Consider the following 21,515-nt stretch of genomic DNA (forward strand, 5'->3'; position numbering starts at 1 on the left):
TGGGTATTATGGAACAAACATTAGTGTTGATAAAACCAGATGGAGTGCGACGTAGATTGTGTGGAGAAATCCTAAATCGCTATGAACGTAAGGGACTTAGTATTGTGGCAATGCAGTTGTTGCAGGTGCCTAGGTCATTGGCAGAGGAGCATTATGTAGAACATAAGAATAAACCATTCTTTGGTGAGTTAGTTGATTTTATTACCTCTGGACCTGTACTTGCGTTTGTATTATCTGGCGAGCATGCTATTGCTACCGTACGCACATTAAATGGAGCTACTAATCCACAGGATGCTGTACCTGGTTCTATTCGCGGTGATTATGCATTAACGATGGATGCTAATGTAGTACATGCTTCTGATTCAATAGAGGCTGCTACTAGAGAAATAGCACTTTGGTTTCCTAATATTACATTGTAATATGTATAGTATTAAATAAAGGAGATGGATTATATATGGCAAATGTATATACTAAAACAGGTGACAAAGGTACAACTGGATTATATACAGGCGAGCGTATTAATAAAGCATCATTACGTGTAGAAGCATATGGTACAGTTGATGAAGTACAAGCTTTTTTGGGATTAGCAAGAGCGCATGGAACAAATGAAAGCGTCAAAGAGGCTTTGCTACAAGTTGAAAAAGAATTATGGATGCTTATGGCAGATATTGCTAGCTTACATAAAGAACCTACTATTACAGATGAGTATGTAGTAGGATTAGAAAAAATTATCGATGCTTTTGATGCACAATTATCTCCTCTTAGTGCATTTGTATTGCCAGGTGAAAGTCAATCATCAGCGTATTTGCATGTGGCTAGAACGATTGTACGTCGTGCAGAACGTGATTTGTGGGCTTTATTCGGAGAAGAAGGGGCACATGAATCAAATTTAAAATATTTAAATCGACTATCTGACTTATGTTTTATATTAGCGCGGGTTGAGGAAGAACTATAATTTTTAGATACGTGGCAAGCGTCATATAAAAAGCTATGTTGCTGGTATATAGGACAACATAGCTTTTTATATATTGTTATAGTGAGTAGTGTGGTACAGTATGAATGTAAAATAACTAGTGAAATGCTTAGTGTGGTTTACTTAACATATCTTCAGGGCTAGGGTAGAAAAAGAATACGTTGGGAATTTGATATTGGAATTTTTCTCTCAATAAGGCAGAAAATGTTGTTTCAAAACTAATAATTTCTGAAGAGGGTAAGATAGAATCTTCTACAAGTGCTAATAATTGTGCTTCTACTGAGGGCGCATTTTCAGGTAGTAGTTCTTTATCAAGAGGCAGATTTACGATGACACGCACGGTGGCGATATAATTAGTCTCAGGATCTTCTACCATAACTCTATATGTATTTTCCCATAAAGTGGCCATTAATTTGATTTTCATATTCATTATTTCCATAGCAATACTCCTTTATTTATTCTAGTTACATAATACTGAAATTTACATATATTGTATAGGTGATTTCTATGAATAGTCATATTATATTGTGTTCTGGCGGTGCTAGAAGTGGTAAAAGTGAATTTGCAGAATCTCTGGCACTTTCACAGAATGGTAGAAAAGGTTATATCGCAACAGGACAAGCCTTTGATGAAGAAATGAAGGATAGAATTTCTAAACATAAAGCCAGAAGAGGCACTTTATGGAACAATTACGAGATCCCTTTACATATTACAAAATATTGGGATACAGTGAGTGCTGATTGTGATATTATATTGATTGATTGCTTAACCATGTATACATCTAATTACATCTTTGACTATGGTTCCTTAGAAAACCAAGCTGCTTGCAATGAGGTGGAAGCAATTATTACGAAAGAAGTTGATGCTTTATTGGGGCAGATTAGAAAAGATGGGAAGACAGCAATATTTGTTACAAACGAATTAGGCTTAGGTGTGGTACCAGAAAATAAATTAGCTCGGTATTTTCGTGATATTGCAGGACGTGTTAATCGGCAAGTGGCAACAGCAGCTGATCAGATGTATTTTACAATTAGTGGCATAACGATAGAATTAAAAGCACAGGAGGTTACAGTCCATGGCTAAAAAACTTATGTTTCAAGGAACGAGTTCTAATGTAGGAAAAAGTATTTTGTGTACGGCACTTTGTCGTATTTTTTATCGCAAGGGACTTAAGACAGTTCCTTTTAAAGCTCAAAATATGGCACTCAACTCATATGTAACTAAATGGGGCGATGAAATTGGTCGAGCACAAGTAGCACAAGCTGAGGCAGCTGGAATTGAACCTATTGTGCAAATGAATCCAGTCTTATTAAAGCCTACAGGCAATCAATCTTCACAAGTCGTATTAATGGGCAAGCCAGTTGGCGTATTTAGTGCTAAGGAATACCATACACAATACTCATTAACTGCGCTTGATAAAGTTAAAGAAAGTTTAGCATTTTTAGACGCTAATTACGATATGATTGTCATTGAAGGAGCAGGTAGTCCTGCAGAAGTTAATTTGAAAGCAAATGATATTGTTAATATGCGTATTGCAAAGATTACACAGGCCCCTGTTATGCTTATTGCTGATATTGATCGTGGTGGTGCGATTGCTTCTATTGTAGGCACGTTAGAATTATTAGAACCAGAAGAACGCGATTTAGTTAAGGGTATTATTATCAATAAATTCCGTGGAGATATTAATTTATTAAAGCCCGCTTTAGATTTTATTGAAACAAAAACAGGCAAAAAGGTAGTAGGTGTAATCCCTGCCATTGATAATTTGGATATTGATGAAGAAGATTCAGTAGCTTTAGAGAATAAAAAAGCAGTTGCTAATAATGACATTCAAATTGCTGTATTACAAACGCCAAAAATTTCTAATTTTACTGATTTTGATGCATTAAATTATGAACCAGATGTAACAGTTCGATATATTGGACATGGCGATATGATTGGGCATCCAGATTTGATTATTCTACCAGGCTCTAAGAATACATTGGCTGATTTAGACTATTTGCGCACGACTGGATTAGCAGATGGAATTATTAATCTGGTGAAAGCTGGTACGCCTGTCATAGGGATTTGTGGCGGTAATCAGATGCTTGGTACTATGTTATATGATCCTGAGCATATGGAAAGTGATATTACTGAAATTGAGGGATTAGGATTATTGCCTACAGAAACTACTATGAAACACCATAAGACTACGCATCAAGTTAAGTTTGATGTGGATGCATTGACTTTTTTAGGCCATACATATCATGGAAAAGACTTAAAAGGTTATGAAATCCATATGGGTGATACAGTGATGACGAATGATAGTGCTACACGTTGTTTCTCTATTACATCGCGTAGTGATAAACCTGTAAATGTTATTGATGGATTCATTAGCGGTGATGGCCATGTTATGGGAACTTATATACATGGGATATTTGATAATGATGGTATACGTAGATTTATTATTAATGCCTTACGTATACGGAAAAACCTCTTACCGTTAGATGAAGTATTTCACTATTGGGAACATAAAAATAATGCTTACAATCGGTTGGCGGATATAGTGGAAAGTCATATTGATATGGACTATATAGAATCATTATTGGAGAATGATTAATGGCATCTATAGGAGAATTTTTTACGAATATTACAGGGACTACAGCATTTTTATGGTATATGGAACATACCTATTGTTTTATACCAATGTGGGCATTGCTATTAGATGCACTGATAGGAGATCCTAATAGTAAATATCATCCTGTTGTGGGAATTGGAAAAGTTATTTCGTTTTATGAAAATTTACTATATATGAGATCTGATACACCTAAGAAAAAAGTAATGTATGGTGGTATTGCAGTATGTATGACATTGCTAACAGTAGTTATTATCGCAACTATCCTTATATATATTGCCAGTTTAATTGCAACGTGGGCCTCGTATATTGTTCAAGTTCTATTGGTGTATATATCGATTAGTCCTCGCTCTTTGGCGGAAGCTGGATATCGTATTGCTACATTACTTAAAAACAATGATATTGAACAAGCACGGGTTCGTGTTGGATGGATTGTAGGACGTAGGACCGATGAACTTGATGAAAGTGAAATTACTCGCGCTACCATTGAGACAATTGCTGAGAATACTGTTGATGGGATCGTATCTCCTTTATTGTTCTTTGCTGTATTTGGACCTGTAGGCGCCATTTTTTATAGAGCGGCCAATACATTAGACTCTATGATCGGGTATAAAAATGAACGATATATTTTTTTCGGTCGTATAGCAGCAAAATTTGATGATTTCACTAATTATATTCCAGCACGAATATCTTTTATATTATTAGTGATAGCCGCATACATTTGTGGATTTGACTATAAACAAGCATGGAAATTGGGATTAAGAGATGCTCATAAGCATCCAAGTCCTAATGGTGGTTATGCAGAAGCACCTGTTGCAGGGGCATTACATATTCGATTGGGTGGATATAATCAGTATTTTGATACAGTTACATTTAGAGAGTATATGGGTGAGGCACAAGAAATTATGCGTGGCATTCATATTTATCGTACTATACGATTAATGTACACGGCTTCAATATTAGCAGGTATACTTTCAATAATCATTGCATGTGGGGTGGTATCATTATGAATTCATTTTTTGTAGGACTACAATTTTTAACACGTCTAAAAATTGTGAATCAAACGAATTGGGAAATGCGTGATTTTGGTAAAAGTGTAGTATCTTTTCCATTAGTGGGCTGTATTATTGGTTTATTTACGTATCTTGTGTATGTTTTGTTATATAACTATATTCCTCATCAATTATTAATGGTTTTACTCGTCATTTTTGAGTTTCTTTTTACTGGCGGTCTTCATGCTGATGGGTTCATGGATACTTGCGACGGCTTGTTTTCCGGAAGAGATAGAGAACGAAAGCTAGAGATTATGAAAGACAGCCGTATTGGCTCTAATGGGGTAGTAGGATTTGTTTTTTTAGTATTATTAAAATGGCAACTGTTGGTGTCTATACCTCATGAATGGATGCTATTAACTTTGATAAGTCTTCCTCTGTTAAGTCGTTATACTATGTGCTTCAGCATTACTGCATATCCCTATGCACGTCCACAAGGCATGGGAAAGGCTTTTGCTGAATTTGCCCCTAAATACACATTGCTGTATACAACAGTAATGGCGTTTATGCCTGCGTTTTATTTTGGATTAGCTTATGGGATTATGTTTATTAGTGCTATTGCTATTAATATCATATTAAATCGTTATATAGTAAAACATTTAGGTGGCACGACAGGGGATACATATGGATTTGTAACAGAACTAACAGAATTACTGTTATTAGTTGTTGTTATTGCTAGTATGACTATAGGCTTATAAAAACTTGATAGAATTAGTAGCTTATATTGTATGGATATACATGCTTGATAATACTGATATATTCTTTGATGAATCGAAAAGTATGAAATTCATGCCTTCAAACTATTAGCAATATTTATGAAAATGGCTTATAAAGATAATGTGTAGTTATTTTAATTTCTAGTAATATTATGTATAGAAAAGGAGAGCTAATTGTGACCTACCATGTGCGGGCACCAGGAACCTGTGGAGAATTTATACAAGGTTCTATGCAAGGGCAATCCTTTTTGGTAACTTGTCCGATTAATAGATATTCATATGCTATGAGTGATGTGTCATATCCATTAAAACGTTCTATGTGTGCCTTACAACCTAAAGCATATTTAGCCTATGAAAGAACGCTAGAGTATTTAGAGATACAGCCGGAACAGTTTTCTCCCATATATGTACGGTCTGATATTATACAAGGAAAAGGAATGGCATCTAGTAGTGCAGATATCAGCGTTACAGCTATGGCGACAGCATTGGCATATGGTCGACGTTTATCTATGAAAGAATTGGAAAAGATATGTTTGTCTATTGAGCCTACAGATGCGTCCTTTTATCCTTCCATCATACAATTTGATTATCAATCAGGTCGGATCTCAAAGTCTTTAGGCGTGTGCCCACCTATGAAAATAGTTATTTTTGATGAAGGGGGTACGATAGATACTGTAGATTTTAATAAACGCACTGATTTATCTGCATTGATTCGAGAAAAAGAGCCTTTTATAGAAGAAGCCATTAACTATTTTATTCAAGGATTAGAATTACACGATATATCATTAATTGGGCAAGCAGCAACAATTAGTGCTTTCGCTAATCAGAGAATATTACATAAACCTCATTTATACATATTTCATGATATCGGAATTCGTTATAAGAGTGTTGGCACTATTATTGCACATAGTGGTACGATTATGGGACTACTATTTCCTAATGATTATAGTGGTATTGCTGATTGTATTTATGAAATTAAGCAGAATCTACCCACATTAACTTATATTGACACGGTAGAAACAACATGTGAGGGAATTACATTTGTAAAACGATAGATGTATTGACAGCGATTAGCTAGAGTTATTACAATAAAATTATTAGTAAGATGATAACGTAGTAGAATATGTGATTTTATTTATAGAAAGGAGTCCGATAGGAATATCGGACTATTATTGTATGACACAGAAAGTTCATGGCGGTAATATTTATCAATTTGCTAAGAATCATAACATTGCACCACAGGATGTTATTGATTTTAGTGCCAATATTAATCCTCTTGGGGCTAATAAAAAAGGCGTTGACATGATGAAGTCTCAGATTGATATGATTACCCATTATCCAGATCCAAATCATAAGGAATTACTAGATGTAGCAGCTCAGTATTATAAGATAGATCCTTCTATGATTGTAGCTGGCAATGGGGCAGCGGAAATTTTATCTGCTATTTGTCGATTGCCAAACTATACAGGAGTTATGGTGCCAGCACCAGGTTTTTCTGAATATGAATCTTCGGCTAGTATGGCTCATATGGAAGTAGCACCTATTTATTATAAGTGTAATGAAGATGAGAAAATTTTTGAGGTTCCTTATACGGCACTTAAGTCATTTGCCGCTAAACTACATGGACAAGATGGAAGAGTCATTCTTTTTTTAGGAAATCCGAATAATCCTGACGGTACTCTATTAGATATTGATCAAGTTGATGAGTTAGCTCGTATATATGATTATATTGATAGCTTGTTGGTTATTGATGAATCATTTATTGACTTTACAGATGGAAGCCACAGTGTACGGCAATTAGTGAGAAAGCATGATAACTTAATTGTTGTACATTCGTTAACTAAATTTTTTGCTGTACCAGGGTTGCGAATAGGATTAGCTTTTGCAAATGCTTCGTTGACCAGACAAATACAATCATTAATTCCCACATGGTCCGTAAATTCATTAGCACAAGTATATGCTATTGAGGCATTACAAGATATATCTTATAGTCAAGCTACGAAGGAATATATTCAACAGGAAAAAGAACGGATGTATGACGCATATAACGCTCTGCCAGGTGTAGTGGCTTATAAGCCTTCTGTTAATTTTATGTTGATTCATTGGCAACACAAGAAGGTTACCGTAGAAGATTTAAAAACATTCTTAGAAGATCATCAAATATTGATACGTAGTTGTGATAATTTTTATGGATTAGGTAATGATTGGTTTAGAATTGCTATTAAATCAGTGGAGCTGAATAATAGATTATTGATGACAATTAAGGAGTTTATGAATGAATACAATTTATTTGGTTAGACATGGGGAAACGGAGTGGAACTATACAGGAAAATATCAAGGACAAACTGATGTACCGTTAAATGAACGAGGTATTTTACAAGCACAACAATGTTCTTTGGCAATGAATGAAATTACATTTGATAAGGTGATTTGCAGTGATTTGAGTCGCGCATATATTACGGCTAAAATGATTGTTGGAAGTAGAAATGTAGACATCGTAAAAGATAAGCGGTTACGGGAAATTAACTTTGGCGCATGGGAAGCATTAACATATAAAGAGATTGATGCCAAATGGCCTGGAGCCATTGAAGAAATGTATCGTCATCCTGAAAGATTACGCATTCAAGGCGGAGAAAGCTTTCAAGATGTGCAAGAACGTGCATGGCAAGCATTAGAAGAAACCATTCATACCACTCAGGATGGAGATACTATATTAGTAGTGGCTCATGGAGGAACGAATCGCACTATTATTTGTAAATTACTAAACTTGCCGTTGGATTATTCTTGGAATTTAAGTCAAGGTAATACTGGTATTAGTCGATTATTTTATTATGGTATGGGTGCAGAGGATCATAATATTTTAAATATGTTAAATGATACTAAGCACATTGAAAATAAATTGTAGTAGAGAAAGCCTTATATGAGAATTGATAAATTTTTAGCGAACAAAGGATTAGGAAGTCGTAAAGACGTTCATAGACTATTAAAAAGTGGTGTGGTTAGAGTCAATGAAGTTGTAGTTACTAAAAAAGAATACTCTATTACTCCTGCAGTAGATCAAATTACTGTTAAGGGAGAAAAAATATCGAATACCTTACAATACTATATAAAATTTCATAAACCAAAAGGATATATAACAGCAGTAGAAGATAGCGATCCTGTAGTTATGGATATATTACCAAAGGAATTCAAAAAAATGGGTGTTTTCCCAGTAGGACGATTAGATAAAGATACAGAAGGATTATTGTTACTCACTAATGACGGGCAGTGGGGACATCGTGTGATTCATGGTAAGAAACATATACCTAAATGCTATTACTTTGAGTATGATGGGAAGTTAACAGATGTAGGCGTTCAGCGTATTCAAGAAGGAATTACATTGGGTGATGGTACACAATGTAAACCAGCAGACATTCGCTTATTGGTGCATCAGGCTGGATATATTACTATTGAAGAAGGTAAATATCATCAAGTAAAACGTATGATTAGTGCAGCAGGGGGGACTGTTTTATATCTTAAACGAGTATCAATAGGACCTATTGATTTAGCTGGTATTGAGACAGCCGGATCGTACCAAGTATTATCAAATGAGGAGATACATTGTTTTGATTAATCGATAGAATATCTATTCAAATATACTTTTTTATGGTATTATAAAGTGAACTTTGTTCAGATAGGAGTTATCACATGAATGGATTACAACGATTGCAATCATATCTAGTTCAGAAGGATTGCCATGCTATGCTGATTACTAGCCCTACTAATCTTCATTATTTTGCAGGGTTTACAGGAACAACAGCAGTAGCCTTTGTTACGCCAAACCAGGCTTTTTTATTTACTGATAGTAGGTATACAGAACAAGCAAATAAGCAGTGTCAAGGGTATGAAGTAATTCAATATACTAATTCCATATGGAGTTCTATATGTGATGTGATACGTACCAATGATATTCCTATTAGCCTATGTGGTATTGAAGGAAATCAGTTGCCAGTCAACACGTATGAAACAATTTGTGAATCGTTCGATGATAAAGTTACATTTACATCGATAGATCTTACTGCATTGCGGCAAGTTAAAACAGAGAAAGAGCTAATATATATGCGTAAGGCTGCAACTATTGCGGACGAAGCATTTACTGTGCTTTTACAGTCGTTACAAGTTGGTATGACTGAAAATGAGGCACGCATTATATTAGAAACAGAAATGTTGCAACGTGGTTCGCAGGAACCATCATTTGCTACCATAGTAGCTTCTGGTTATCGATCTAGTATGCCACATGGTGTTGCTAGTGACAAGGTCATTGAAATAGGCGACTTTGTTACTTTTGATTTTGGAGCAGTGTATGAAGGATATCATTCTGATATGACACGTACAATCGTGATGGGACAAGCATCATCATTGCAGAAACAATTATATGATGTGGTGTTACGGGCGCAAACAAAAGGTGTAGAGTCTGTTCATGTAGGGCAGACTGGTGCAGAATTGGATGCGGTTTGTAGAGAATCAATTAAAGCAGATGGATATGGGGAGTATTTTGGTCATGGTACAGGACATGGAGTAGGTCTTGACATTCATGAATTGCCAGTAGCATCGCCACGATCTGAATCTGTTTTTGAGGCAGGAATGATAGTCACCATTGAACCAGGTATATATTTGCCAGGTACTATTGGATTGAGAATAGAGGACAGTGTTATTGTTACGTCGCAAGGTTGTGAGGTGTTAACACATAGCCCTAAGAATTTAATAGAATTAGGTATTTAAATGGAGGTATTTTAATGATTTCTAGTAATGATTTTCGCCCAGGTACAACAATTGAAATTGACAATAATGTATGGCAAGTCGTAGACTTTCAACATGTTAAACCAGGTAAAGGCGCAGCGTTTGTACGGTGTAAATTAAAAAACTTACAAACTGGAGCTGTAGTAGAACGTACATTTAATGCAGGTGAAAAAGTTCCTAAAGCACATGTTGATCGTCGTCGTATGCAATATTTGTATGAAAGTGATAATACTTATACATTTATGGACAATGAAACCTATGATCAAGTTGAATTAACTCTTGAACAATTAGGAGATGCAAAAAACTTTTTATTAGAAAATATGGAAGTAAGTATTATGTTCTTCCAAGGTATTGTTATTGGTCTTGATTTACCAGTTGCAGTAGAACTTAAAGTAATCGAAACAGAACCAGGCATTAAAGGAGATACAGCGACTGGTGGCAATAAACCAGCTGTATTAGAAACTGGTTATACTGTTAAAGTTCCTATGTTCATTAATGTTGATGATGTTCTTCGAATTGATACAAGAACAGGACAATATATTGAACGTGCCTAACGCTGAAGTTTTCAGATATAGTATATAGGCAATCGCTCTTTACCAATGGATTTATATCCTATATATGTGTTATTATTAAAAGCATTTGTCTATTTGTTAGCATACTGTAGGCAAATGTTTTTTTTAGAAAGGAGAGCGAAATAATATGGCAGAACGAGCTATCTATTTAGAAGAAGGCAAAATAAAAATTAATGAAGATGTATACGCAACTATTATTACTAACAAAGCTTTGGAGACTAAAGGGGTAGCTGGGATGAGTGGTACTTTTAGTGATGAAGTAGCTAATTTGTTAGGACGAAAAAAAACGAATGAAGGCGTGAGTATATCTTTCGAAGAAGATGGCGCTCTATGTATTGATATGTATGTGATTGTAAATTATGGGTATCGTATTCCTGATGTGGCATTACGATTACAAGAACGAATTAAAACAGCTCTTGTTGATATGACTGAAGCTAAAGTAGAACACATTAATATTTTTGTGCAAGGATTAGTATTTAATGATTTGTCACAGACAATCATTAAGGAGCAGCAAGATGAAACAAAAAAATAAGTCAATTATGTCAAAAATACATGTTACTGATAGGGAAATACTGGATGTAGCTACAAAAGTAGTAACTAATATGGATGAAGTTCATTCATTAAGTACAAGGCTTATTGATGATGTTATGGATGGTATTGGTCAAAAATTTGGAAAGAAATCATTACCAGGATTAAATTTAAAGCATCGTAAAGAAGGATTAGAAATTAATTTATATTGCAAGGTTTTTTATGGGTATCAGTTAATTGATGTATCTAAACATATACAACGTAATATTCGAACAAAATTAAAAGAAACGTTGGGATTAGAAGATGTTAAAGTAGATGTTCACATTGAGGGCTTAGTAACAAAACAAGAGGAGTTTCATAATGAGTAATAGTAATAAACGAAATCGTAGGCAAGCAAGACAATATGTCTTTCAAACACTCTATGCTAATGAATTTCATAATACAATCGATGAGATGGTATTCCCTGAAGGGTACAAAGATGGGAGTATGGATGCCACATATGTGAAGAATACGCTACAAGGCATAATAGCACATATGCAGGATATTGATATGTGTATGCAATCGTTTTTAAATAAGCGTCGCGTAGAACATTTAGATAGGATTGATCGAGCAATTTTACGATTGGCTATTTATGAAATTAAATTTTCTGATGATAGATTAGCACCTTCTATTATTATTAATGAAGCGGTTCAGTTAGCACAGTCCTTTGCATCCACATCATCATATCGATTTATTAATGGCGTGTTAGATAGTATAGTGAAATCAAAATGAATCATTACTATTTAGGCATTGATACGAGTTGCTATACGACTTCTTGTGCTATTGTTAATCAAGAAGGTAATCTCATTGGCGAAGCACGTCGATTATTACAAGTTAAATCTGGTGCATGTGGATTACAGCAATCAGAAATGGTATTTCAACATACACGTGCATTACCAGATCTTATAGAATCACTAACCTTGGATGGATCTATTAGTGCTATAGGGGTTAGTGCGTTTCCTAGACGTGAGGATAATTCTTATATGCCAGCATTTTTAGTGGGGTTAGGACATGCTAGGACATTGGCTCATATATTAAAAATTCCGTTATATCGATTTTCACATCAAGAGAATCATATTTTAGCAGCACTACGTCAGATTAAATTTATTCCTATGGAACCATTTTATAGCTTACATGTATCAGGTGGAACTACAGAGTTATTATATTGTCAATATGATACATCAGGTTGCTTTCATACAGAATTAGTGGGGGGCAGTTTAGATTTACATGGAGGACAATTCGTTGATCGCGTAGGCGTGGCTTTGGGCTTTCATTTCCCTGCCGGTCCTATGATGGAAAAAGCAGCAAATAAGGCATTTACCTATGATCCACTGCCTTCATCTGTAAAAAATGGACATATTAGTTTTAGTGGCCCTTATAGTGAAATGATGCGTCGCATACAACGATGCAAAGCGACAAATGAAATGGCACTTTCTGTATTTAAGTGTATTGCAAAGTCATTAGATAAAATGATTTCATATCATGTACAACAGAGGCCAGCTTTAACTCTAGTTGCTGTAGGAGGTGTTATGTCGAATCAATTTTTACGGCATCAATTAGAACGTACTACAGGAAAATTACATATGAAACTAGTTTTGGCAGATGCTAAATATAGCTATGATAATGCTACGGGCAATGCATTTGGAGCTTCTTTACTCCATCAAGCATGTGGAGGATAATATATATGGAACATATATTTTCTATAACTAAATTAAATGCTTTTATCAAGCGTACATTAGACAAAGAATATGTACTTAAAAATGTGTATGTAGTAGGTACTATTGTAAATGCTAAACATCATAGCAATGGACATTTTTATTTCACTTTGAAAGATGAAGAATCAGCGATTGATGTGACACTGTGGAAGAGCACGGCCATACAAAAAGGCCTGGTTAAGCAAATTGAAAATGGATTGCTAGTTACTATGAAAGCCTCTATTAATTTTTATAGTAAAACAGGACGATTACACTTGATTTGCCAGGATATGCAAGTGGGTGAAAAAAGTAGTATTCAACTCGAGTTTGAAGCACTGAAAAAAGAATTATCCGCACTTGGTTATTTTGATGATGATCATAAGAAAGCATTACCTACTATGTCTACTTGTATTGGCATTGTAACATCTCAATCTGGTGCAGTATTGCATGATATTTTGCATGTAAGTAAACAAAGAAATCCTCTGATTCCATTTAAGTTGTTTGCTGTACCAGTGCAAGGGGATAAGGCTGCTATTAGTATAGCAAAAGGAATTCAACGAGCCGATAAAGATAAGGACATAGAATTAATTATTGTTGGCCGTGGTGGTGGAACACCGGAGGATTTATGGTGTTTTAATGCTAGACAAGTTGTAGAAGCAATTTATGAATGTAAGACGCCCATTATTTCTGCAGTAGGCCATGAAACTGATTATACTCTTTGTGATTTTGCTGCTGATGTAAGGGCTGCTACACCAAGTCATGCGGCAGAAATGGCAGTGTACCCATTGCGTAGTTTACAAGAACAATTAGATGCAAAAGAGATGTATTTACACAATCATATAGATAATGTATTGTCTGAAAAAAAACGACAATTAAGTGCTATATTTAATCGAAAACTTGGTATTCCTGCATTAACTTCTATTCATCAAGAACAAAAACGATTGCAAAATTATAAAAGTACATTGATACAATTAGTGACTACAGAAGTAGATAGTAAAAAAAATCAATTATTTACGATAGGCAAGCAATTAGAATTGCTTAACCCATTACATTTAATGTTGAAAGGATATAGTCGTGTTGAATCAAAAAATCATGTGATTACTTCCGTAGATACCATATCAGTAGGTGATTCTATCAACATTACCTTATGTGATGGGAGTGTACAGACACGCGTTGAGGATATAAAAAGATATGACAACAACAATTAAAAACTATGAAAAAAAGTATGCTGCATTAGAATCAATTGTACAAACATTAGATAGAGATGATTTATCAATTAATGAATTGTTAATAAATTATAAAAAGGGATTAGTACTAGTTAAAGAATGTACTAGCATACTAGAAAATGTAGAAGATGAAATTCAACAGATTATTGAAGAAGTAAAAATTACAGAATAGTGATATATAAAATTACTGTAATAATTGAGAGGACATTATGATAGCAAACTATTTAGCAAAGGGTAAGAAGTTTGTAGAAGCAGAATTAGCAACGTTATTAGCATCAGAAATTCCAGAATATAGTCGATTATATGAATCTATGAATTATAGTTTATTACAAGGAGGAAAAAGAATTCGTCCTATTTTAACCATGGCGATATTGGAATCGTTAGGCGAGGATTATAAAAAATATACGGAATTCTTATGTGCCTTGGAGTTAATACATACATATTCTCTAATTCATGATGATTTGCCAGCAATGGATAATGATGATTATCGTCGAGGACACTTAACCAATCATAAAGTGTTTGGCGAGGGAATGGCTATTTTGGCTGGCGATGGCTTATTGACATATGCTTTTGAGTTGTGTACAAAAAATAAAGTAGTATCTGCACAAATATGTAAGGAATGCATTGGAGTATTAGCTGCTGCAGCAGGGCCAAATGGTATGGTTGGTGGACAAGCATTTGATTTATTAAGTGAAGGTAAGCACATTCCTTTAGAAGAATTAAAGATTTTGCATAGAGGGAAAACAGGTGCTTTATTTTCTGCCGCTGTAGAACTAGGATTAATTTTGGGGCAAGCAGATGCATCTACCAAAGAAGAATATCGTATTTATGCAAATTGCTTAGGATTATTATTTCAAATTACTGATGATATATTAGATGTGGTAGGAACGGTAGAAGAACTTGGCAAGACGCCAGGGAGTGATGAACGACAAGATAAATCTACCTATGTATCATTGCTTGGACTAGAAAAAGCTAGAGCAGAAGCAAAAAACGTAGCGAATATGGCTAGTCAGGCACTGGATAATACTACCCATGATACTAGGATATTAGAGGCGTTAGTAACGTATTTAGTAGGTAGGTCAAATTAATATGGATACGATAATAGTATTATTTCATAATTATGTAGCACAAAGTGCTTTTTGGGGATGGTTTGGGGCACAACTCCTTAAATTTTTTATTACATTAGTAAGATATAAAACATTTTCATGGGAACGGTTAGTTGGATCAGGTGGATTTCCTAGTTCTCATACATCCTTTGTTATTGCCACTACCACATCGATAGCTATTAAGAATGGTGTGGAGTCTGATATTTTTATTTTAGGTGTTGTTGTATCCTGCATTGTTATGTATGATGCATCGGGAGTGCGCAGAGAGGCAGGAAAACAAGCGCAAATTTTAAATCAATTAATTCATTATTTTAAAAATAAGCAGATTCCCGTACGACTAGATGGGGCTACATTAAAAGAATTATTGGGACATACACCATTTGAAGTATTCGGAGGCCTTATGTTAGGTATACTTATTGCATGTATTCAATATTTTGTAGTTTATGGTGGTGCTATATGAGTACGAAAGAACGATTAGATATAGTATTAGTGAATCGTGGTTTATTTGAAAGTAGAGAAAAAGCAAAAGCTGCGATTATGGCAGGTCAAATTTTTATGGACGAGTCCATACGAATTGATAAAGCGGGAACGAAGGTTCCTGTAGATGCTAATATTGTTATAAAAGGTAATACATTACCCTATGTTAGTAGGGGCGGTTTGAAGTTAGAAAAAGCGATACATTTATATGATATTGATTTAACAAATGCGGTTATGATAGATATCGGAGCTTCTACGGGTGGATTTACTGATTGTGCATTGCAAAATGGAGCGAGTAAAGTCTTTGCTATTGACGTAGGATATAATCAATTAGCTTGGAAACTACGACAAGATTCACGCGTTATTAACATGGAAAAACAAAATATTCGTTCTGTTACACCAGTCCAAATAGGCGAATTAGCAGATTTTATTTCTATTGATGTGGCGTTTATTTCATTGGACAAAGTATTACCAGTAGCCGTTCATTTATTAAAAGATACAGGATCTATGGTGGCATTGATTAAGCCACAATTTGAAGCTGGAAAAGATAAAGTCGGTAAAGGTGGCATTGTTAGAGATCCGATGATTCATAAAGAGGTATTGTCGCGTATTTTATCAGTTGCTAGTCAATGCCATTTGTATTTACAAGGTCTTACATTCTCTCCCATCAAAGGCATGGAAGGAAATATCGAATTTTTAGGTTACTTTACAAAGAATGAAGTGGGTGCATTACCAATTACTGATGAACTAATTCAATCAGTAGTAGATAAAGCACATACATTATAGGAGAAAAAAATGCGAATTGGATTTTTTCCTAATATGGGAAAGCCTAATATTATAGAAATACTGAATACAGCATATAGAATTTGTAAGGATAATGATATCGAAGTGTATATTCCTGATGATATTGAGGAGTATAATTTAGTAAATCTCTTATCCATACCTACTTCTCATGTGCTAAGAAAACCAGATATTTTTAAACAATTGGATATGGCATTTAGTTTTGGTGGAGATGGAACAATTATCCATTTAGCTCGTCAAATATACCCATATAATGTACCGGTTTGTGGTATTAATTTAGGGGAACTTGGATTTTTAAATCAAATTGAATTAGAACAAATGACATCGCATATTAAAAGAATCGCTAATGGAGAATATGTGATAGAAAATAGAGGCCATTTACATGCGAAAATTCAAGGACCAACAGGTACACAAGAATTAGTACCGATTATTAATGAATTGGTTGTTACACGATCTGAACCAGCAAAAATGGCACGTATTAACTTAGCTATTAATGGGGGCCATACGCAAATGTATCCTGCAGATGGCTTGATTGTTGCATCGGCTACGGGATCTACTGGTTATAATTTATCGGCAGGGGGGCCTATTATGGCACCGGATAATCGATCCATCATTGTGACACCCATAGCACCACATTTATTACAAAGTGTGTCAATGGTATTAAAAGAAAGTGCCCAGATTGATATCACTATGCCTAGTAGAGAGAAGCAATTGCATATTTGTATTGACGGCACCTTTGAATATAACTTTTCTAGAGAAGAGATATTGCATATAGCATCGAATCCAGTATATTGCCGATTTGTACGTTTTGAAGATCAGAAATTTTTTAGTACACTTTTTAAAAAGTTATCGGCAAGGCGGGATGAATTATTATGATTAATGTTAATCATGCTGTTCAATTTCAACATTGTATTTGGGATGAATGTATTGTTGATGCTCAGGTAGTTATTGATGCAACTTGTGGAAATGGGAATGATTTACTATATGTATGTGAAAAGGCATCTAGGCTAGATAATAGAAATTGTGAATTTATAGGAATAGATATTCAAAAAGTAGCAATTGAAACAGCAAAAGCCAAGCTCTCTATAAATCAACATAGTTGTAATCATAGGACTGGCGCGAAGAAAGTGACACTGTTAGTAGGTTCCCATGATATTCTTATTGAACAGATTGGGCACAGAGGAAAACGATTTGATTTGGTCTTATTTAATTTAGGATATTTGCCTGGAGGAGATCATACAATTACTACTCAAATTGAGAGCACCTTAGCAGCTATTTCAAGTAGCATGAAATATTTATCTACGAATGGTTATGTGACAATTGTAGCTTATCCTGGTACGACATATGGGCAATCAGAACAAGAGGCGGTAGAAGATTTTTTATCACAACAGTGTCAGAAGCAATTTGATATTGCTATGTGGAAGCCAATCAATCAAATTAATCGGCCACCTCAACTATACATAATAAAAAGACGCTAATTTAATAGATAATACATAGAAATGTATAAAAAGTCGTACTTTTATACATTTCTATGTGATATAATTAAAAATAATAGCATTGTGGTTAATATCATAAAAGGAGCCATTATGAAACGTTACCGATATAACAAAATTAAAGAAATCGTGCAATCTCATTCTATTGAAACACAAGAAGAATTGGCAGCCGCTTTATTGGCTGAAGGAATTGAGGTTACACAAGCAACTGTATCGAGAGACATTAAAGAATTAATGTTAATAAAAATTCCTACAGGTGATGGACATTATCGTTATGCTCTATCGCCGGAGGAAAATATTGTTTTATCTAGAAGTCGTATTAATCGTTTATTTCAAGACTCTATTATTAAGGTCGATAATAGTTTGAATATGATTGTACTTCATACAATTCCTGGATCGGCTCAATCAGTAGCATTTTCTATTGATCATGCAAAATGGTCAGAGATTATCGGTACCTTAGCGGGTGATGATACAATTTTATTGATTGCTAAAACAGTAGATGAAGTGCCAACAGTATTAAAACGTATTGCTGAATTAATGAAGGATTAATCTATGCTATTGCAAATGGGAATTCGAAACTTTGCTTTGATTGAGCAGATGAGAATCAACTTTCGTGAAGGAATTACTATTTTTACAGGAGAAACAGGCTCTGGAAAATCTATTTTGATGGATGCTTTTAGCATTTTATTGGGAGAACGAGCTAATAGTGAATTTATTCGCTATGAAAAGGATAGTTTTATTATTGAAGGTGTTTTTGATATTTCCCATAATAAAAGATTACTAGAGGTGTTGGATAGCAAGAATATTTTAGTAGAGGACGGACAACTTATTTTATCTCGTTCTTTCAATCGACAAGGAAAATCAACAATTCTTGCTAATGATCAACCTATCCCCTTAAAGGCGTTAAAGGAGATTGGACAGTATTTAGCGGATATTCATGGTCAATATAGCAATCAATTATTACTAGATCCAACTACGCATCATGAGTACCTGGATACCTATACGGAAGAAGCTAAGCAAGCTTATGAGAAGTATCAATCCTCCTATACAGTATATAAAAATGCTAAATGCAAGGCGGATCATTTGACAGAAACTATGGCTGAACGAGCTAGAGAGCTAGATATATTACGCTTTCAAATTGATGAAATAGAAACGGCTGCTTTAGAGCCTGGAGAAGATATATCTATCAGGGATGAGTTAAAAAGGCTTGATAGTTTTGAATATATTAATAAGGTAGTATCATCGTGCTATCATGCATTTTATGAGGGAGAAACACCTTTGTTAGATGTTATAACAAGTATTCAAAGTGAAATACAAGGTGTCACAAAATATGATGATCAACTTGCTACTATATTAGACTTGATGAATTCTGCCTATGTTCAATTAGAAGAGGCAGCACAATCACTAGATCGATATGGTGATACGATTAGCTTTGATGAAGAGCGATATGTGTATTGTCAAGAACGGGACTCTCTGTTATATGCATTGAAGAAAAAATATGGGACAACTATTGAAGAAATACAAGCATATGAAGAGAAGGCACAATCTCGTTTAGAAGAGTTGGAAAAAGAAACGTATGCACAAGAGACTCTGGAAGAAGAGTTAGCATTGGCAAAACAACAAGCAGAGACTGATTTACTTGCCTTATGCACTATCCGCCAGAAGAATGCTGACTCGATTGCAAAAGCATTACAAAAAGAGTTGTCTATTCTAGGTATGGAAAAAGCACGATTAGAATTTTCTATCGACTGTGATCATAGCTTAACTGCGTTAGGAGCTAACTCGATTGAGTTATTATTCTCAGCAAATACAGGAGAGGTTTTATTGCCTTTGCATAAAGTTGCATCTGGTGGTGAATTGGCGCGGATTGCCTTAGCCTTTAAGTCTGTATTTAGTGATAATATGCATAAAACACTAGTTTTTGATGAAATTGATGTTGGTATCAGTGGTGATATTGCATTACGTGTGGCGGAACGAATACAAAATCTATCTACCCATAATCAGATATTTTGTATTACCCATTTGCCGCAGACTGCAAGTATTACATTACATCATTATCATTTGTCGAAAATGGAAAAAAATGGACGTACGTATTCTACAGTGAAAGAACTTGATAAAGAGGAGCACTTACGGCAAATAGCATGCATGATGTCTGGTAAAAATATTTCTCATACAGCTATGGAAACAGCTAGAGAACTGATGGAACATTTTGCTATTTCTTCTAAATCTTGATTAGTATTTACATATGCAGGTGAGACAGAATAATTTTCTAATTATTCTAATAGGGGCATAAAATTATAGTCGGATAGTTGAGTATGCTTATATTTGACTTATATGAAAAATACACGTATACTAATTACATTAGAATATCATATACGGAGATAGAGGCGCGAGATGTAATAGTAATTTTGTGGAGTTTGGTAAGCAGAGAAGCATAATAAAAGGACTGATCGCCGAAGTGATAATTATACTAACGATTATTGCTGGTTATATACTTAATAGGTATGTGACTGTCATCATTTGATGGAGTGCTAACTCATTGTTCTTGCATTATTTTTATTCTCGTTATAGGAGAATAAGTAGTATATAGAAAGATCAGTGGATAACACCGCTGGTCTTTTTTTTAGGAGGCGTTATCATGATTAAAGTAATGGTGTCAGGTGCGGGCGGTAAAATGGGAAAAGAAGTAGTAAAAGCCGTACATGATGATAGTGAACTTACATTAATAGGAGGTGTCGATCCAAAATTAGCTGGCCGTGATATCGGTTCAGTGGCAGGGATAGAACCTTTACACATTGTAACTTCCCCATCATTAAAAGACGCTTTATCTCATGAGAAACCAGATGTGATAGTGGATTTTACATCGCCAGCGGTTATTTTTGAAAATGCGAAACAGATTTTGTCTGCGGGTATACATTTGGTTATTGGTACTACAGGCCTTACAGAAGAAGAACGGACTGAACTTGATCGTATTGCTAGAAAAAATGGTGCCAATTGTCTTGTGGCTCCAAATTTTTCCTTAGGGGCAGTGATGATGATGAAGGTTTCATCTGAATTAGCACCATACTTTCCAAATGTAGAGATTATTGAATTACACCATAACCATAAATATGATGCGCCATCGGGTACATCTATTCTAACGGCTAAATTGATTAATGAAGCTAAAGTAGCAGCTCATGTTACTGCGGCAGAAGATTTAACAAAAGAAAGTTTACCTGGTGCAAGAGGTGCCAAAGTCGATGACATTACTATTCATAGTGTGAGGTTGCCTGGGTATGTAGCTCATCAAGAAGTTATTTTTGGCGGATTCGATGAAACATTGACCGTTCGTCATGATTCTTTGAGCCGTAAATCTTTTATGCCTGGTGTTGTATTAGCTTGCAAAAAAATAAGTTTATATCCAGGATTAACCTATGGATTAGAACATTATTTATAATTAATGCAT

General features: G+C 34.8%; 27 protein-coding genes and 1 riboswitch. Of the genes, 26 read left to right on the top strand and 1 reads right to left on the bottom strand.

The window, feature by feature from the left end:
- Window positions 1-8: 8 nt before the first annotated feature.
- Window positions 9-419: a nucleoside-diphosphate kinase gene (gene ndk, locus P6940_RS00230; protein WP_277292840.1), complete on the top strand. Its 411-nt coding sequence runs from the start codon at window positions 9-11 to the stop codon at window positions 417-419.
- Window positions 420-454: 35 nt separating this feature from the next.
- Window positions 455-955 (top strand): cob(I)yrinic acid a,c-diamide adenosyltransferase, encoded by a 501-nt coding sequence (locus P6940_RS00235; protein ID WP_277292841.1) that lies wholly within the window; start codon window positions 455-457, stop codon window positions 953-955.
- Between the two features lie 127 nt (window positions 956-1,082).
- Here P6940_RS00235 and P6940_RS00240 read toward each other — a convergent pair whose 3' ends face one another.
- Complete coding sequence (locus P6940_RS00240; RefSeq protein WP_277292842.1) at window positions 1,083-1,412, bottom strand: hypothetical protein; 330 nt, start codon at window positions 1,410-1,412, stop codon at window positions 1,083-1,085.
- A gap of 68 nt (window positions 1,413-1,480) precedes the next feature.
- On the opposite strand from P6940_RS00240, the gene cobU reads away from it, so the two are divergent.
- From cobU to dapB, 24 genes are all read left to right on the top strand, one after another.
- The gene (cobU, locus tag P6940_RS00245; RefSeq protein ID WP_277292843.1) at window positions 1,481-2,056 is read left to right on the top strand and encodes a bifunctional adenosylcobinamide kinase/adenosylcobinamide-phosphate guanylyltransferase; all 576 of its coding nucleotides are present in this window, start codon (window positions 1,481-1,483) and stop codon (window positions 2,054-2,056) included.
- A complete protein-coding gene (locus P6940_RS00250; protein ID WP_277292844.1) occupies window positions 2,049-3,572 on the top strand; it encodes a cobyric acid synthase in 1,524 nt (507 codons plus the stop codon). The genes cobU and P6940_RS00250 overlap by 8 nt, the downstream gene beginning before the upstream one ends.
- The gene (cbiB, locus tag P6940_RS00255) at window positions 3,572-4,597 is read left to right on the top strand and encodes an adenosylcobinamide-phosphate synthase CbiB (protein ID WP_081658406.1); all 1,026 of its coding nucleotides are present in this window, start codon (window positions 3,572-3,574) and stop codon (window positions 4,595-4,597) included. The genes P6940_RS00250 and cbiB overlap by 1 nt, the downstream gene beginning before the upstream one ends.
- Complete coding sequence (gene cobS, locus P6940_RS00260; RefSeq protein WP_028257702.1) at window positions 4,594-5,337, top strand: adenosylcobinamide-GDP ribazoletransferase; 744 nt, start codon at window positions 4,594-4,596, stop codon at window positions 5,335-5,337. The genes cbiB and cobS overlap by 4 nt, the downstream gene beginning before the upstream one ends.
- Before the next feature lie 194 nt (window positions 5,338-5,531).
- Window positions 5,532-6,410 (top strand): GHMP kinase, encoded by an 879-nt coding sequence (locus tag P6940_RS00265; RefSeq protein ID WP_028257703.1) that lies wholly within the window; start codon window positions 5,532-5,534, stop codon window positions 6,408-6,410.
- Window positions 6,411-6,531: 121 nt separating this feature from the next.
- Entirely contained in the window at window positions 6,532-7,653 is a 1,122-nt protein-coding gene (gene cobD, locus P6940_RS00270; RefSeq protein ID WP_277292845.1) for a threonine-phosphate decarboxylase CobD, read from the top strand.
- A complete protein-coding gene (gene cobC, locus P6940_RS00275; protein ID WP_028257705.1) occupies window positions 7,631-8,260 on the top strand; it encodes an alpha-ribazole phosphatase in 630 nt (209 codons plus the stop codon). Before cobD ends, cobC begins: the two co-directional genes overlap by 23 nt.
- Window positions 8,261-8,275: 15 nt before the next feature.
- A complete protein-coding gene (locus P6940_RS00280; protein WP_028257706.1) occupies window positions 8,276-8,968 on the top strand; it encodes a pseudouridine synthase in 693 nt (230 codons plus the stop codon).
- A gap of 74 nt (window positions 8,969-9,042) precedes the next feature.
- On the top strand, window positions 9,043-10,116 hold the full coding sequence (locus P6940_RS00285) for a M24 family metallopeptidase (protein ID WP_028257707.1): 1,074 nt from the start codon (window positions 9,043-9,045) through the stop codon (window positions 10,114-10,116).
- 14 nt (window positions 10,117-10,130) lie between these two features.
- A complete protein-coding gene (efp, locus tag P6940_RS00290; RefSeq protein WP_028257708.1) occupies window positions 10,131-10,688 on the top strand; it encodes an elongation factor P in 558 nt (185 codons plus the stop codon).
- 145 nt (window positions 10,689-10,833) lie between these two features.
- Window positions 10,834-11,238, top strand: a complete 405-nt coding sequence (locus tag P6940_RS00295; protein ID WP_277292846.1) for an Asp23/Gls24 family envelope stress response protein — start codon at window positions 10,834-10,836, stop codon at window positions 11,236-11,238.
- A 7-nt stretch (window positions 11,239-11,245) separates the two neighbouring features.
- On the top strand, window positions 11,246-11,602 hold the full coding sequence (locus tag P6940_RS00300; RefSeq protein ID WP_277292847.1) for an Asp23/Gls24 family envelope stress response protein: 357 nt from the start codon (window positions 11,246-11,248) through the stop codon (window positions 11,600-11,602).
- A complete protein-coding gene (nusB, locus tag P6940_RS00305) occupies window positions 11,595-12,005 on the top strand; it encodes a transcription antitermination factor NusB (RefSeq protein WP_038151521.1) in 411 nt (136 codons plus the stop codon). Before P6940_RS00300 ends, nusB begins: the two co-directional genes overlap by 8 nt.
- Window positions 12,002-12,952 (top strand): metallohydrolase, encoded by a 951-nt coding sequence (locus P6940_RS00310; RefSeq protein WP_277292848.1) that lies wholly within the window; start codon window positions 12,002-12,004, stop codon window positions 12,950-12,952. Before nusB ends, P6940_RS00310 begins: the two co-directional genes overlap by 4 nt.
- Window positions 12,953-12,957: 5 nt before the next feature.
- The gene (gene xseA / locus P6940_RS00315) at window positions 12,958-14,175 is read left to right on the top strand and encodes an exodeoxyribonuclease VII large subunit (RefSeq protein ID WP_277292849.1); all 1,218 of its coding nucleotides are present in this window, start codon (window positions 12,958-12,960) and stop codon (window positions 14,173-14,175) included.
- Window positions 14,159-14,365 carry an exodeoxyribonuclease VII small subunit gene (gene xseB, locus P6940_RS00320; RefSeq protein ID WP_028257714.1) on the top strand — a complete coding sequence of 69 codons (207 nt, stop codon included), beginning with the start codon at window positions 14,159-14,161 and terminating at the stop codon, window positions 14,363-14,365. Before xseA ends, xseB begins: the two co-directional genes overlap by 17 nt.
- Window positions 14,366-14,402: 37 nt before the next feature.
- The gene (locus P6940_RS00325; RefSeq protein WP_277292850.1) at window positions 14,403-15,281 is read left to right on the top strand and encodes a polyprenyl synthetase family protein; all 879 of its coding nucleotides are present in this window, start codon (window positions 14,403-14,405) and stop codon (window positions 15,279-15,281) included.
- A gap of 1 nt (window position 15,282) precedes the next feature.
- The gene (locus P6940_RS00330) at window positions 15,283-15,759 is read left to right on the top strand and encodes a divergent PAP2 family protein (RefSeq protein ID WP_277292851.1); all 477 of its coding nucleotides are present in this window, start codon (window positions 15,283-15,285) and stop codon (window positions 15,757-15,759) included.
- The gene (locus P6940_RS00335; protein ID WP_277292852.1) at window positions 15,756-16,562 is read left to right on the top strand and encodes a TlyA family RNA methyltransferase; all 807 of its coding nucleotides are present in this window, start codon (window positions 15,756-15,758) and stop codon (window positions 16,560-16,562) included. The genes P6940_RS00330 and P6940_RS00335 overlap by 4 nt, the downstream gene beginning before the upstream one ends.
- Window positions 16,563-16,571: 9 nt before the next feature.
- Window positions 16,572-17,453, top strand: a complete 882-nt coding sequence (locus P6940_RS00340; protein WP_277292853.1) for an NAD(+)/NADH kinase — start codon at window positions 16,572-16,574, stop codon at window positions 17,451-17,453.
- A complete protein-coding gene (locus tag P6940_RS00345; protein ID WP_277292854.1) occupies window positions 17,450-18,055 on the top strand; it encodes a tRNA (mnm(5)s(2)U34)-methyltransferase in 606 nt (201 codons plus the stop codon). Before P6940_RS00340 ends, P6940_RS00345 begins: the two co-directional genes overlap by 4 nt.
- Before the next feature lie 108 nt (window positions 18,056-18,163).
- The gene (argR, locus tag P6940_RS00350; protein ID WP_028257720.1) at window positions 18,164-18,619 is read left to right on the top strand and encodes an arginine repressor; all 456 of its coding nucleotides are present in this window, start codon (window positions 18,164-18,166) and stop codon (window positions 18,617-18,619) included.
- A gap of 3 nt (window positions 18,620-18,622) precedes the next feature.
- Window positions 18,623-20,302, top strand: coding sequence for a DNA repair protein RecN (recN, locus tag P6940_RS00355; protein ID WP_277292855.1), 1,680 nt, complete (start codon window positions 18,623-18,625; stop codon window positions 20,300-20,302).
- Window positions 20,303-20,444: 142 nt separating this feature from the next.
- A riboswitch (Lysine riboswitch) is annotated at window positions 20,445-20,612 on the top strand.
- A gap of 96 nt (window positions 20,613-20,708) precedes the next feature.
- Window positions 20,709-21,506, top strand: a complete 798-nt coding sequence (gene dapB / locus P6940_RS00360) for a 4-hydroxy-tetrahydrodipicolinate reductase (RefSeq protein ID WP_277292856.1) — start codon at window positions 20,709-20,711, stop codon at window positions 21,504-21,506.
- Window positions 21,507-21,515: the final 9 nt, after the last annotated feature.

Source organism: Veillonella montpellierensis (assembly GCF_947090115.1).
In the GTDB taxonomy this organism is placed as follows: domain Bacteria; phylum Bacillota; class Negativicutes; order Veillonellales; family Veillonellaceae; genus Veillonella; species Veillonella montpellierensis.